A 16,083-nucleotide genomic window follows, 5' to 3' on the forward strand; every position below is an offset into this window, starting at 1 on the left:
TTTCAGCCTTCGGCTTTTTGCTTTAGGCTAAAAGCCGAAAGCTTTGTTTTCATTAAAACCAATAATATAAAAGTTAATTATTGTTAAATTTTGTCATACCAGGGTGTTTTTTTTTAATAAGTTATAAAAATCATGATATTTGCCGCGCTATTAAATTAATTGATACACCTTTAAATGCAGTATAAAAAAATTAATAACCTGTTGGGTTGGCTATGTTTTGTTATAGCCTCGGTAACCTATATCTTAACACTGGAGCCGTCTGTAAGTTTTTGGGATTGCGGCGAGTTTATATCATGCGCATACCGTTTGCAGGTATCGCACCAGCCTGGTTACCCGGTTTTCGCCATGATTGGTAAAGTATTGTCGCTGCTTTCATTTGGCGATAATACCAAGGTACCTTTCTTTACCAATATGGGTTCGGCATTGGCCAGCGGCGCTACCATCATGTTTTTATTTTGGACGATCACCGCTTTCGCCAAAAAACTGATTACCCAAAAACGCGACGAGGTTATTGACGATTATAAATTATACGTAATAATGGGAGCAGGTTTGGTAGGCGCGCTGGCATTTACATATACCGATACCTTCTGGTTTTCGGCTGTGGAAACTATTGTTTTCGCTTTATCATCATTGTGTACGGCTATTGTATTTTGGGCTATTTTAAAATGGGAAGAGCATGCCGACGAGCCCGGAGCCGATAAATGGATCGTATTCATCGCTTATGTTATTGGTTTATCCATCGGGATCCACCTACTTAACCTGCTAACCATTCCGGCTATCGGTATGGTATATTATTTCCGTCGCAGTAAAAAAATTACTCTTGGCGGCAGTATCCTGGCGTTTTTGGCCGGCGTGGTAATACTTGGTCTGGTACAATACGGCATCAGGGGATATACCGTAAAATTCGCCGCCTATTTTGACCTGTATTTTGTTAACTCGCTGGGGATGGGTTTTGGTACCGGCGCATTCTTTTTACTGCTGCTTATTGTGGCAGCGCTGGTTTTCGGTATTATTTACAGTATCCGCAAAAATAAACCTGTACTTAACCTGGCGCTGCTGTGCGTGGCGTTTATCTATTTCGGTTACGGATCGTTCGCGTACATTCCTATCCGCGCCACTGCTAATCCCAATCTGAATAACTCTCATCCTGATAACGCCTTTACGCTATATGGCTACCTTAACAGGATCCAATACGGCGAAGTACCTTTACTAAGCGGTCCTTTTTATGATGCCCAGGTAGTTGATCAAAAACAAGGCAGCATTATTTACCGCAAAGGGAAAACCCAATACGAAAATGCCGGCAGAAAAACCGATTATGTTTATGATCATACAACCGCTTTGCCGCGTATGTACAGTACAGATCCAAACGATGTACAATTTTATAAACAATGGCTCCGCATTCCTGAAGGACAAGCCCCAACAATGGGTGATAACCTGAAATGGATGTTTAGCTGGCAGATGTACCAGATGTACTGGCGCTATTTTTTCTGGAACTTTGTTGGCCGTTATAATGACGCCGACGGGCAGCAAAGCACCGAAGGTATTGACGGCAACTGGACAAGCGGTATTTTTGACGGCGGAAAACACCTGCCCAAATCGGTAACCGCTGCAAATACTTACACGCCGCTATACGGCATTCCTTTGCTTGTTGGTTTAATAGGGTTGTTTTATCACGTTAATAAACGTGGTAACGATGCACTGATTGTTGGTCTCTTGTTCTTTTTTACGGGTTTAGCTATTGTACTGTATGTTAACCAGGCTTCGGTGCAGCCGCGCGAACGTGATTACTCATACGTGGGGTCGTTTTATGCTTTCGCCATCTGGATAGGGTTGGGGGTTATTTGCATAGCCGAATTTGCCCGTAAGTATGTTAATGCTAAAACGGCTGCTATAGGCTCAACCGTTATCTGTTTATTAGCTTGCCCGGTGTTACTGGCGGCCAAAGAGTGGGGCGATCATGACCGGTCAACCAAAATGACCCCGCATGATATGGCTTACAATTACCTGATATCATGTCCGCCAAACGCAATTTTGTTTACTTATGGCGATAACGACACCTACTCGTTGTGGTACGATCAGGAAGTGGAAGGCATCCGCCCGGATGTGCGCATTGTTAACCTGAGTTTATTTACCGGCGATTGGTACATCCGCCAGATGCAGAAGCAAATGAACGCTTCGGCGCCGCTGCCTATTACCATGCCTTTTGATAAATATAAAGAGGGCGTTAGGGATGTGATTTATTTTAACGATCAAAAATTGCCCGGCTCGCAGGATATTAAAGAGGTTTTTGATTTTATTACTTCTGATGATAAGGCTGCTAAGGTTGAATATCAAAGCGGAGATTTTGGCAACTACCTGCCAACCAAAAATCTTAAAATGGATATTAATGCGGATGAGGTTGTTGCCAACGGCGTAGTAACCCCTGAGCAAAAAAGCAGGTTGGCAAAAACCATGGAGTGGAAATATACATCAAACTACGTAACCAAGGAAAACCTGGCCATGTTTGATATTTTAGCCCACAACCACTGGAAACGCCCCATCTGTTTTACAACTACCATTGGTAATGAAAACCTGATTGGTTTGCAGCCGTATTTGTATAAAGAGGGCTTTACCTATCATCTCATCCCGTTTCAAAAAGATACCACAATACATGATCAGTTAAGTAAGGTTAATACGGATGTGATGTATGCCAACGTAATGACCAAGTTTAAATTTGGTAAGTTCAAAACTGCGAAGTACCTTGATCACGAGTCTACATCGATGTTTTACCCGGTAATGGTAACAACTTTCCTTGATCTGGCCCAAAGCCTGGTACAGGAAGGTAAAAATGATAAAGCGCTTAAAGTGGTTCAGAAATATGATGCCGAACTGCCCGACCTGTATCCGTATGTTGATGTGGCCGGCAGGAAACTATATCTTGCTCAACTGGCTTATCAACTGCACGATGTAGTGCTTGGCAACAAACTGGCAACCAATATTGACAACTACCTGAAGGATCAGCTGGATTACAATGCCTATCTGCTTACGCAGGATATCAACAGTATTAATGGCCGTGATGTTCAAATAGGTATGCAGGTGCTTAATGGCCTCGCCCAGTTTGCCAGGGATAACCATCAAACAGCCCTCGCTAATCAGTTTGATAAACAGCTTAAGGATTATGAAACCAAATTCCGCGCTGTGCTGGGTAGCGGACAATAAACTTTTATAATTAGATACAATACAAAGCTATCCCGGTTTGGGGTAGCTTTTTTTGTTGATTTACTCACCCCGGCTTTGCTGCGCCCGCCACCTATCTCCGTATTTGTGTGACCGTTGATAACTAAGGGGAAACTATATAGTTATTTGGAATATTGATTAAAACGCTGTTTTTAAGTAAATTGAGGTATACAAGGCAAGTAAAACAGAAAATACACTAAATAAAGCCGTAACGAAATTTCTTTCAAATAATTGGGGTTCAAAAAGCGATAAATTTTATAGAATAAGGCGCTTACCTAATCCATGATTTTTGAAGACATATTGCGACGTTTGCTAACATTATTTTGATCAGATTGTGAAACAGACTACCGGGGTACTTAAGCCTGTTAAACGTGTAACAAAACTCATCAATGTATCTTTGCAGGAGATGACAATGATGACGTATTCTCCTAAGCCATGCTTTGAACATCATAATTTGCCGGTGCATTAATGGATAGCGCCTTATTAGCTATGTAACCGCTTAAACAACAAAATTTAACAGCTCCGGTTAAACAAATGTTGTAAGATTAAGATAAATATTGCGCTATTCCGCCAATCGTGAAATATACTTTTACTCCTGTTGTTAAACCCGCACGGGCGGGTACCGCAACCCAGGTACCGTTAACATAACGACGTACAAACTACCAATTATATACTTGCTGAAATCATAACACTGATGTTAAGGCTCTGGTTGCCAGGTTATGGCAGCCCGGATACGCCCTAAATAAAATTGTTTAGATAGTAACTCCGACAGGATGCGGCGGTACGATTATATTAAAATTTAATAACACCTAAATATCAATTATCAACCATTAACCATTAACAGAAAATTATGGAAAGACAACACAACGATTTTCAGATTTGCGACAAGTACGCAACATTCCAATCCGGGCAAATCCCTCACAAACATTTATCCTCAAAGTAATATCAGGATAATTTTTAGGCGTTTGCAGCTTAAACGATGTATGAAAATGTTAGGTGGAAATATTAAATATATCTGCGTTTTCCTGTCGAATTGAAGATTTTAACCTTAAACAACATGAAGTATTCTCTACAAAAAATTTATAATAAAAGGTGGCGGTATGCTACGCTCATCCTTGCAGGATGCACGTTAGTGGCGCCATCGGTGGCAATGGCCGGTACCGGTAACCCGGCAGGTTTGGTAACCGGGGGCATCATCATCGAAAGCGGGACTTTAAAACTCAAGCCGGCCTTCACTGTAACCGGTAAGGTAACAGACGAAGATAATATGCCCCTGCCTGGTGTAGCGGTATCTATAAAGGGCACAACCCAGGGCGTTAGTACCGACGTGAACGGTAATTTTAAAATATCGGTGCCCGGAAATACTGCGGTACTTGTTTTTAAACTGATAGGTTACGCGCAGCAGGAGTTTACGGTATCAGGCAGCGCCGAGCTTAACGTTCAAATGAAAAAAGATACCAAAAACATCGAAGAGGTTGTTGTGGTTGGTTACGGGTCGCAGAAGCGTGCCAGGGTAACGGGCGCGGTATCCTCCGTTAGCGGTAAAACGCTCGCTTCCTTACCTGTGGGTGGTATTGAAGGTTTACAGGGCCGTATTTCCGGTCTTACGGTAACCAATAACGGTGGTCCGGGTACAGGGGCAATCATATCTTTGCGTGGTATCAGTTCGGTAAACTACGGATCTGATCCGCTTTATATTGTGGATGGTTACCCGGGCAGCCTTACAGGTGTTGATATTAAAGATATCCAAAGTATCGACGTGCTGAAGGATGCCAGCGCGGCGGCCATATATGGTTCGCGCGGTACAAACGGCGTTATTATCATCACCACCAAAAAAGGCAGTAATAATAGCCGTACCGAAGTAATTATCGATTCATATTACGGTCTGCAAAACGTTATCAAAAAATTCGACCTGCTCAATACCCAGCAATACCTGCAATATGAGCGCGCGCTTAACGGTTCGGCAGGTATTGGTTTACCGCCCCGGTTGCAACCTGACAACTTTAATAAGCCTGTTTACAATGGCGCGTCTCAAACCTTTGCCCAAACCAATACCAACTGGCAGGATGCCTATTTCAGGAGCAACGCACCCGTACAACAGCACAATATTGCTTTGACCGGCGGTAACGCGGTGTCTCGTTTTTATACCTCTGCCAATTATTTTGATCAGCAGGGTATTGCACAGGGCTTAAGTGCTTATCACAAGGCCTTTCGTGCTAACTCTGACCATACCATAGGCAAACTACTGTCATTTGGTGAAACCTTCAACGTTATAGTCAACCACCAGCGATATGGTGTGGATGCCGGTAACCGTTCCGCCATCACCAATGTGGTGAGGATGCAGCCTTATCTGCCTGTTTATAACCCCAACAACGCCGGCGGGTTCATGGGGCCGCTCAACAGTTTCGACGGATCTGATCCAACCAACCCTATCGAGGCTGCTAAACTGATTGATAATACCAACCATGGTTTTACCGTACACGGTAACGCTTACGCCACTCTTAAATTTACGCCGTGGTTAAACTTTAAATCAATTTACGGTATTGATTACAACACCAATCAAAACAATACTTATACACCTATCTATGACGATGGTGGTACCTCCAAATCTACAACGGCGGTTATCAATTATGGCCGTACAACCAGTACAACGCAACTGTTTTCGCAACAGCTAACCTTCGACAAGACATTTGGCGGCGCGCACCACGTAAACGCCGTGCTGGTTTATGAAGCGCAAACATCGCGGGGTGATAACCAGGTATCTTCGGGCAATCAAAACACCAATACTGTAAGAACATTAAATGGGGCAACCAATCTGTATACCAACTACACCTATGGCACCAACGTTCTCATTTCGGAAGTGGCTCGCGTTGGGTATGATTTTCAAGGCAAATACCTTGTTTCAGGTTCAATCCGCCGTGACGGTTTATCGGTGTTCGCGCCCGGGCACAAGCACGAAAATTTCCCCGCTGCTTCCTTAGGCTGGAAGGTAGACCAGGAAAATTTCATGAAGGGCATCCAGTCCATATCTTCGTTAAAGCTTAGGGCCGGTTATGGCGTAACCGGTATTAACGGTACGGTATTGGGCAATTACCCTTATTTGCAGCCAATACAGTCTAACATCGCAACCTATCCATTTAACGGTTCGTTAGCTGACCTCGGGAACGCTTCATTTTACAGCGGTTTAAGTAATTACAACTTACAGTGGGAGATAACCAAGCAAACCAACATAGGCCTGGATCTGGGCTTATTTCATGATATCTTTACCATTTCTGCCGAGGTTTACACCAGGAAAACCGATAACCTTTTGTTAACCGTACCAACGTCGCCCAGCCTCGGGTATAACGGCGCGGGTACGCTATCTAACGTTGGGGCGATGCGCAACCGGGGTTTTGAGATTACATTAGGCTATCACAAAGCAAACGGTGAGTTTAAATACGATATTAACGGAAACTTTGCCTTAAACAGGAACAAGGTTTTATCGCTTAGTTCCCCCAACGCGTCAATTGTTTCAGGAGGCGATGCTGACTATGGCGGCGGCGGCCCTATAACCAATACGGTTGCCGGTCAGCCGGTGCAGTCGTTCTACGGTTATATCGTTGACGGGATCTTCCAAAACGCTGCCGAAGTAGCCAACTCGGCCACGCAAACCGGTGCCGCTCCCGGCGATATCAAATTCAGGGATATAAACAAAGACGGGGTGATTAACGATGCCGACCGTACGTTTATCGGTAGCTACCTGCCTAAATTTACCTATTCGTTAAACTTCAACGCTTCTTACAAAAACTTCGATGCGGTGGTATTTTTCCAGGGCGTTTACGGTAATAAGATTTTCAACGCCGAGCGTATTATCCTGGAAGGTATGCCAAGGCTTTTTAATGCAGGCACCAATGTTTTAAAAGCCTGGACACCTACCAATACCGCTACCGATATCCCGCGCGCCTTCTCCGGCGATCCTAACAGCAACGTCCGGCCTTCAACCAGGTGGATCGAGAGCGGATCATACCTGCGTGTTAAAAATTTGCAGATCGGTTATAATTTCCCTGCCGCCTGGTTAAGATCAAAAACCGATAACGCGCTTAACCGGCTCAGGGTGTTTGTAGCATCCACCAATCTTTTAACATTCACCAAATATAAAGGTCTCGATCCCGAAATAGGCTCGCGTAACGGTACCCTGACCAATGGTATTGATTATGGCCAATATCCGCAGCCAAGAACAGTTCAGTTGGGGTTACAAGCCACCTTTTAATGATTAATTTAAAAAGATACAGTGATGAAAACTAAGAAAATATTCGTGTGGTCGGCCCTTACAGCTATTATTGTAGCGGCGACGGTGAACTCTTGTAAAAAAGGGTCCCTTAACACCAACGACCCTAATAACGTAACAATCAACCAGTATTATAAAACCTCCGATCAGCTTACCAAGGGCGTAAACGCTATTTATGTTGCCGTACATTCGCTGGGGCTCGTATCAAGAGAGTGGTTTTTTATTCACGACCTCAGGAGTGATGATGTAGCAAGTGGCGGCGGGCAGCTGGAGGCCCCGAGAGGGCAGCTGCTTAATGGCAACGGTAACCCAACCAACCCAGTTGTGAGTTCTGTTTGGAACACCTGGTACACCGTTATTTTCAGGGCTAACGTGGTTATTGAAAACGGCCCTAATGTAACTGATAACACAGCCCTGCGGGACAGGCTGGTAGGCGAGGCCAAGTTTTTACGTGCCTGGGCTTATTTTGATTTGGTTTCGCAGTGGGGCGGAGTTCCTATTTATACATCGGCGCCTAAGGCAGTAACCGATTATCAGCCCCGCTCGTCCGAAGCTGAGGTTTATGCTTTGATTATTAAAGACCTGCAGGATGCCGCGGCCGTTCTGCCCGAAAAATCCGCTACTGATAAGGGAAGGGCAACCGCTTCTGCCGCGAACGCCATGCTGGGCCGCGTTTTGATGCAAAACGGCGATTACGCTGGGGCAAAAGCCGCGCTTTTAAAAATTCCTACAACAGGGGTTAACGGTTATTCGCTCACCGGCAGATACCTTGATAACTTTGAAGAAGAAACCGAGTTTAACAGCGAATCTATCTTCGAGATTGTGTTTGTTGATAAAGGCGATGGCGGCTTTAACTGGGGCGGCGACAGCCCCACCTCAGCGCAATCTACCGTACGTAACCAGGAATATAACCCTATAGCCTGGCGAAACCTGATCCCCTCAAATAAATTGATCAACGAGTTTGAGAATACCGCGACAGGCGCGGCTAAATCTGATCCACGCTTCCATTATACCTGCTATCAAACCGGCGATACCTATAACAAAGGCGCGTCGGTACTAACAGACGGCGACCAAAACGGCAACTCATCGGTAATGAACGGGGTTACCAAAAAGATCAGTTTCCGTAAGTTTATGATCATTTACAAGGAAGGCTTACCCGCCGCAAGTTTCCATCCGGGAGGCAATAACCAGCGCATTATCCGTTACGCCGAAGTGATATTGATGCTGGCAGAATGCGAAAATGAATTGGGTAACACGGCTGCTGCGGTTAACTACCTTAACATGATCCGTTCACGTGCAGATGTTGATATGCCGCCTTACCCAACTGCGCAATATCCTGTAGGCTCGAAAGCTGATGTTGTAAAGGCCATTATGCATGAAAAGATAGTGGAAATGGGCTGCGAGGAAACAAGGAATATCGATATCCTGCGCTGGAGGAAGAAACAATACTTCACAACAGATCCGCTCACTTATTTCAAAAAAGGCAGGGATGAACTGTTGCCCATTCCGCAGGCCGAGCTGGATAATAACCCCAAAGTAAGCGGGCATCAAAATCCCGGTTATTGATTGTTATCTTGCAGAAATAATCAGAGGTTATGGATTGCCAAATTCCATACCTGTTAAAAAAAGATAGGCTGTGCTAACAGCCTATCTTTTCAGTATAAGCCTAATTTACAGATGAAGAAATTTTACCTTTTATTGCTGCTGGGTTCGCTTGCTTTTTCGTGTGCAAAAAAGAAGGCGCCACTTTTTGAATTAATACCCTCATCGCATACAGGCATTACCTTTAATAATTTAATTACAGAAAACGATTCGATCAACCCGATAGATAATGCCAATGTGTACAACGGCGGCGGCGTAGGAATTGGTGATTTTAATAACGATGGCTTGCCGGATATTTATTTTACAGGCAATATGGTATCGAACAGGTTATACCTTAACCGCGGTGATTTTAAATTTGAGGATATTACTGATAAGGCAGGGGTAAACGGCCTGGGGAAATGGGGCAGGGGAGTCGCGGTTATTGATATCAATAATGATGGTTTACAGGATCTTTACGTATGTAATTCGCTGCTGCAGGATAGTGTTAAACGGCAAAATTTGCTTTACATTAACCAGGGAACAGATCAACAGGGAATCCCCCGCTTTAAAGAAGAGGGTAAAGAATACGGCCTTGACATCAGGGCTTATTCTACCATGGCCGCTTTTTTTGATTATAATAATGATGGGAAACTGGATATGTACCTCACCGTTAACCGCCCCGGCGATGGTTATTATGCCAATCAGTTTCGCCCGCTAATTACCGATGGCAGCGGTAAAAGCACCGGGAGATTATATGAAAACAGATGGGATGACAAACTGAAGCACCCGGTATTTAGCGATGTATCCAAAAAAGCCGGAATATCCATTGAAGGGTACGGGCACGCCGCAACCATAGTGGATATAAACAGGGACGGCTGGAAGGATATTTATGTTACCAGCGATTTTATATCGCCCAATATCCTGTACATCAATAATGGGGATGGCACATTTACCAACCGGTCAAAGGAGTATTTTAAGCATACTTCAATGAACTCGATGGGCCAGGATATTGAAGATTTAAATAACGATGGGCTTGCCGATGTTTTTGAACTGGATATGTCGCCGCCTGATAATTATCGCAAAAAGATGATGTCGATGCCGGATGCCTATCAATCGTACGAGCTGTTTAATCATTATGCTTATCAATATCAGTATGCCCGTAATACTTTACAGATAAACCAGGGTCCGGGGTTAGGGCAAAACGATTCTGTTAAAAGCCCGGTATTCAGCGAAACGGGATTTTTAAGCGGAGTAACCGAAACCGATTGGAGCTGGACGCCCCTGATCAGCGATTTTAATAACGACGGCTACCGCGACATTATCGTGACCAACGGGTTTCCGAAGGATGTCACCGATCACGACTTTATTGTTTTCCGGAACAACCCTTATTCTACTGCTTCAAAAAAAACTATTTTAGACCAGATCCCTACGGTTAAGATCCACAATTTCGCTTTTCAAAACAACGGCGACTTAAACTTTAAGGATGTTTCAGACCAATGGGGATTGGATTTGCCTACATTTTCGAACGGAGCGGCGTATGCCGACCTGAACAATGACGGCGCTATGGACCTGGTGATCAATAACATCAACGACCAGGCGCTTATTTATAAAAACAACAGCCCCGTGGTTAATGCCAGGCCATTAAACTACTTGCGGATTAAATTTAACGGTGATGGTTTTAATAAAGATGGTATCGGTGCATGGGTGGATATTTATTATCAGGGCAATCACCAGGTTTATGAAAATAATCCCTATCGGGGATATTTATCTTCTATTCAGAAAATGGCACATTTCGGTGTGGGGAAGTTCAAGGTTCTGGATTCTGTGGTAGTTAAATGGCCCAATAATTATAAGCAGGTTTTAAAAAACGTAAAATCCAGCCAAACGCTTACAGTCAGTATCAATAATGCCCGCCAGCCCTATAACTGGTTGGCTCCGCAGAAAAATAAAAGCGCGTTGTTTACAGAAATTACCGGTGCCGCCGGCATTCATTACCGGCACCATGAAAACGACTTCCCTGATTTTACCATCCAAAAATTATTGCCTCATAAACTGTCAGCTTACACACCGGCACTTGCAGCCGGGGATGTTGATGGCAACGGGCTTGATGATATTGTAATTGGAGGTAACCGCGAATTTCCGGCACAGGTTTTCCTGCAGCAAACGGATGGCAGGTTTAATCAGCGGAATTTAGTAGAGGGAAAACCGGATAGCTTGAATTATAAGGATGAAAGTTTGTTGCTTTTTGATGCCGATGGCGATGGGAAGCCCGATCTTTACATCGCACGCGGGGGATATGAAAGCCCTTCGGGTTCGAAAAATTATGCTGATTGCATTTACCTTAATGATGGCCGCGGGCATTTCAGCGAACAGAAAAGTGCCCTGCCCGGTAACCTGACAAGCAAGCTGTGTGTACGGGCGTTTGACTATAATAAAGATGGTAAAACCGATTTGCTGGTAACCGGCCGTGTCGATCCGTGGCATTATCCAAACCCGGTATCATGTTTTATTCTGCGTAATGACAGCAAGCCCGGGAAACTCCAATTTACCGATGTTACACAATCGGTTGCTCCATGTTTGAAGAACCTCGGCTTAACCTGCGACGCGCTGGTTACCGATTACAATAATGATGGCTGGCCTGACCTTATCATTGCAGGCGAATGGATGCCGGTAACCTTTATTAAAAACGTACAGGGTAAATTTATCAATGCTACCGCTGCGTCGGGGATAGCCGGTAAGGTAGGCTGGTGGAACTCAATCGCGGCGGGCGATTTCAGGCATTGCGGAAGGATGGACTACATTGTTGGTAACCTTGGCAACAACAGCTTTTTCAAGGCCAGCGACAAAGAGCCTGTTTACATTACCGCGGGTGATTTTGATAAACGCGGAACTACAGATGCTTTACCTTCGCTCTTTCTTCAGGATACTGATGGCGTAAGGCGCGAATTCCCGTCTTTTGTTCGCGACGATGCTGTGAAACAGATGATCAGTCTCCGCAAAAAGTTTGTGAACTATCGCTCTTTCGGGCATGCAACCCTGCAGGATCTGCTTTCGCCCCAGCAATTTAAAAGCTCCCTGCGGTTAAAAGCCAATACGCTTACCTCGTGCTACCTCGAAAATTTGGGTAACGGTAAGTTTAAAATGCATCCGCTGCCTAACTATGCCCAGGTTTCGGCCCTTAACGGGATGGTTGTTGATGATTTTGATAACGATGGCAATTTAGACGTAGCTATTAATGGAAACGATTATGGTACCAATGTTTCGGTAGGCCGGTACGATGCCCTGAACGGTTTGCTTTTAAAAGGCGATGGCAAGGGCGGCTTTAAGCCATTGTCAATTTTACAAAGCGGGATCTGTTTCCCCGGCGATGGAAAGGCTTTGGTAAAACTCAAGGGTAAAGATAACCGCTACTACCTCTCGGCCAGCCAGCGTAACGGTAGCTTACAGTTATTAAAGCTTAATACCCCGGCAAAGATTATAAAAGTAGAACCGCAGGATGTATATGCCGAGGTTTTTGCCAAAGATGGCCGGGTTACAAGGGAGGAGTTTTATTATGGCTCATCTTTTTTATCTCAATCGGCAAGGTTCCTGAAATTAAGCCCGGGGGTACAGAAGGTGAAAATTGTATCCGGAGATGGCAGGTTCAGGGAGATCAGGCTTTAGTGGTACCGGCCAGCAAGGTATGTTTGGGTGACCCGGATTGATGCCACGCCGGAAATCAACATATAAAGTTCAATAATAATGAACTGAACAGATGTTAAAACCGGGATGCGGTTATGCTTCTGTCAGGAAATCGCAGAAACCAGATGAATACTTATATAAAGCTTTTGCTCCTTTTGCTATCCGCCTCCGTGGTTTCATCATGCCGGGAATCATCAGATTTGAAGATGATCCGGATCATAGCGAACCTGAACCGGAAAGACTACGATAGCCGCAACCCGTTTTGCCCCGAAGCCAGGCTGGCACAGTGCGATAGCCTGTTAAAGTTGCCGGGCCGCGAAAACGACTTTTATATTTTAAATGCCAAGGCTAAGCTGCTATTACAAACCGGCGACGAGAAACAGGCGGTCGCCATCTACCAGAAAATGGCAACCGGCGCTGATAGCTCAAAAGGGGATTTGTTTGAGCCGGATATGGGCCTTGCCTATATGCGTTTGGGCGAACGGACTAATTGTGTAATGAACCACAACAGGATGTCATGCACTTATCCGATAAGGGATAATGCTATTCACGTCAATCAAACAGGGTCGCAGAATGCGATTGCCGTTTATGAGCGAATTTTGAAAAAGCACCCTGCCGACCTGGAATCGAGGTGGATGCTCAATATCGCTTATATGACACTGGGTAAATATCCCGACAGCGTACCCGCGCCGTTTTTAATCCCCGGCCTCAACAAAACCGGTCCGGCAACAATAAAACCGTTTACCGATATGGCTGCCGACGTGGGTATCAAGCTAAGCAGCAGGGCAGGCGGCGCTATTGCCGAGGATTTTAATAACGACGGATATATAGATCTTATCACCTCGGGAACCGAGCTTGATGACCGGATGCATTATTTTCAAAACGATCAGAACGGAGCTTTTGTTGATAAAAGTGAGACAAGCGGTTTGCTCAGATTTACAGGTGGACTGAATATCCAGCAAACAGATTATAACAACGATGGCCGGATGGATATTTTTGTGCTGCGCGGCGCCTGGAAAAAGAACGGTTTCGGCAACCAGCCGCCCTCGCTGTTACGAAACAATGGCGATGGTACATTTACAGATGTGACTATACCTGCCGGGCTGCTTTTTTATCATCCTACCCAGGCGGCTGTATGGGTCGATTTTAATAACGACGGGTGGCTTGATGTTTTTGTAGGGGCCGAGGGTTTTAACAATGGTGATAGTGTTAACGTTCACCGGAGTATGCTCTACCTCAATAACCATAACGGCACGTTTACCGAGGTTGCCCGTAAGGCCCATTGCGATGTGATGTCGTACGTAAAGGGCGTTACATCGGCAGATTTTGATCGTGATGGGTGGCCGGATATCTTTATTTCCACCATGGATGGCCACAAATATCTTTTAAGAAATAAAGGCAACAGCAGGAATGTGCCCGACTTTGATGATGTTACCAAACAATCGGGGTTACTGGCAAATACCAACAGTACCTTTACTACCTGGTTTTTTGATTACGACAACGACGGCTGGCAGGATCTGCTTATCGCGGATTATAAATTTGAAGCCCCGCTTGGCTACTATTCGGCTGCCGAGGCGCTTGGAAAGCCGGTACCTGACGCCGGAACTATCTATTTATATAAAAACAACCACAACGGCACTTTTATCAATGTTTCCAAGCAAACGGGACTTGATAAGGTGGTGTTTAGCATGGGCGCCAACTTTGGCGATATTGATAATGACGGCTTTCCCGACCTGTATTTTGGCACAGGTAACCCTGATTTCGGGTCGCTTATACCCAATAAAATGTTCCGGAACGCGGGAGGCAAACGGTTTGAGGATGTTACGGGAGTTTCGCAGACAGGCAACCTGCAAAAAGGCCATGGGGTAGCGTTTGCCGATTTCAGGAATTGCGGTTTGCAGGATATATTTATTGAAATGGGCGGCGCTTATGCCGGTGACGCTTATGCCAGCCTGCTGTATGTTAACCCCGGTCAGAATAATCATAACTGGATCAGTATAAAAGCAGAAGGCTTGAAATGCAATAAAGCAGCTATAGGCAGTAAATTGAAAATAACATTTAATGACAATGGCATAACAAGAAGTGTTTACCGTGATATCAACTCCGGCGGCAGTTTTGGCTCATCGCCCATGCAGGCCGAAATAGGAGTAGGGGATGCCGCCGTTGTTGAAGAACTTGAGATAACCTGGGCCGGTAGCCATACTGTTCAGCGGTTTCATAATTTGAAGGTGAACGGGTTTTACCATATTACAGAAGGAAGCGCGACGATCACCCCGGTCAGGTTAAAAAAACTTAACTACCATAAAACGGCCGGTATGACGATGGCTATGACAAGGTGAAAATTGCAGGAGGATAGCTGAATGCTTACTGTTTACATAGCAGGTTTTCAAAATTTATAAATTAACTTCAGCCAATAGTTTTATCATCCCTAAGCGTAATTTTGCTTAAATCTATTGCCCGCCTATGCCGTTTTTATCTCATATCTCATTACCTGCTTTATCGGGTGGTTACCTGCAAAACATCCAAAGCCTTAAAAACGGGCTGCAACTTAGGTTGCAAACCAATGTCACTTTTTTTGTGGGCGAAAACGGATCGGGAAAATCAACCCTGTTGGAAGGTATAGCCGAGCAGTGCGGATTTAGCCTGAGGGGCGGTAACCGTAACCATAATTTAAACACCGGGCACCTGTTTGAAGGCTATGAATCGCCGTTGGCGCGGGTAATCCAGTTGGGTTGGACACCCCGCCGGGTTACCGAAGGCTTTTTTATGAGGGCCGAAAGCTTTTTCAATTTCGCCTCGTACATTGATGAACTGGCTATCGATAACCGTCGCATTTATAACGCTTATGGTGGCCGGTCGCTTCATGAGCAATCGCACGGCGAATCGTTTCTGGCACTGTTTCAAAACCAATTTGAGGCAGGCATTTACATACTTGATGAGCCCGAGGCTGCGTTATCGCCTGCAAGGGTGCTTGCCTTTATGTCGGTAATTCACCAGTTAGATCGCAGTGGGCGTGCGCAGTTTATTATAGCAACCCATTCGCCAATGCTCATCTGTTATCCGGGGGCGGCCATTTACCAGTTTGATGAAAGCGGGATCCGTGAAACCAATTATCAGGATACGGAGCATTATCATCTTACCAAATCATTCCTCAATAATCCGGAACTATACCTCCGGCATTTGATGGATGGGTAAGATTTGCGTACGCTAAATTTCCCTCAAAACTATTCCGGTTCAAATTCGTCTAAACTTTTCTGGGAACGTTTGCGTGTTTTTTATTGCCTTAAAGTTTTTATTTATAGACCCCCGCCTTTATTCTTGCTTATCATAAGCAAATT

6 protein-coding genes are annotated in these 16,083 nt (G+C 44.9%); all 6 read left to right on the forward strand.

What is annotated here, in order from left to right; translation table 11 throughout:
- The first annotated feature begins 174 nt into the window (after positions 1–174).
- Positions 175–3,198 carry a DUF2723 domain-containing protein gene (locus LX99_RS06415; protein WP_109607119.1) on the forward strand — a complete coding sequence of 1,008 codons (3,024 nt, stop codon included), beginning with the start codon at positions 175–177 and terminating at the stop codon, positions 3,196–3,198.
- Between the two features lie 1,075 nt (positions 3,199–4,273).
- A complete protein-coding gene (locus tag LX99_RS06420; protein WP_245927861.1) occupies positions 4,274–7,465 on the forward strand; it encodes a SusC/RagA family TonB-linked outer membrane protein in 3,192 nt (1,063 codons plus the stop codon).
- Positions 7,466–7,489: 24 nt separating this feature from the next.
- Positions 7,490–9,049: a RagB/SusD family nutrient uptake outer membrane protein gene (locus LX99_RS06425; protein WP_022831493.1), complete on the forward strand. Its 1,560-nt coding sequence runs from the start codon at positions 7,490–7,492 to the stop codon at positions 9,047–9,049.
- Between the two features lie 111 nt (positions 9,050–9,160).
- Complete coding sequence (locus LX99_RS06430) at positions 9,161–12,727, forward strand: VCBS repeat-containing protein (protein ID WP_109607120.1); 3,567 nt, start codon at positions 9,161–9,163, stop codon at positions 12,725–12,727.
- 224 nt (positions 12,728–12,951) lie between these two features.
- Positions 12,952–15,084: a CRTAC1 family protein gene (locus LX99_RS06435; protein WP_245927862.1), complete on the forward strand. Its 2,133-nt coding sequence runs from the start codon at positions 12,952–12,954 to the stop codon at positions 15,082–15,084.
- Between the two features lie 124 nt (positions 15,085–15,208).
- Entirely contained in the window at positions 15,209–15,940 is a 732-nt protein-coding gene (locus tag LX99_RS06440; RefSeq protein WP_022831489.1) for an AAA family ATPase, read from the forward strand.
- Positions 15,941–16,083 lie beyond the last annotated feature (143 nt).

This window comes from Mucilaginibacter oryzae (assembly GCF_003148845.1).
Classification (GTDB): Bacteria; Bacteroidota; Bacteroidia; order Sphingobacteriales; family Sphingobacteriaceae; genus Mucilaginibacter; species Mucilaginibacter oryzae.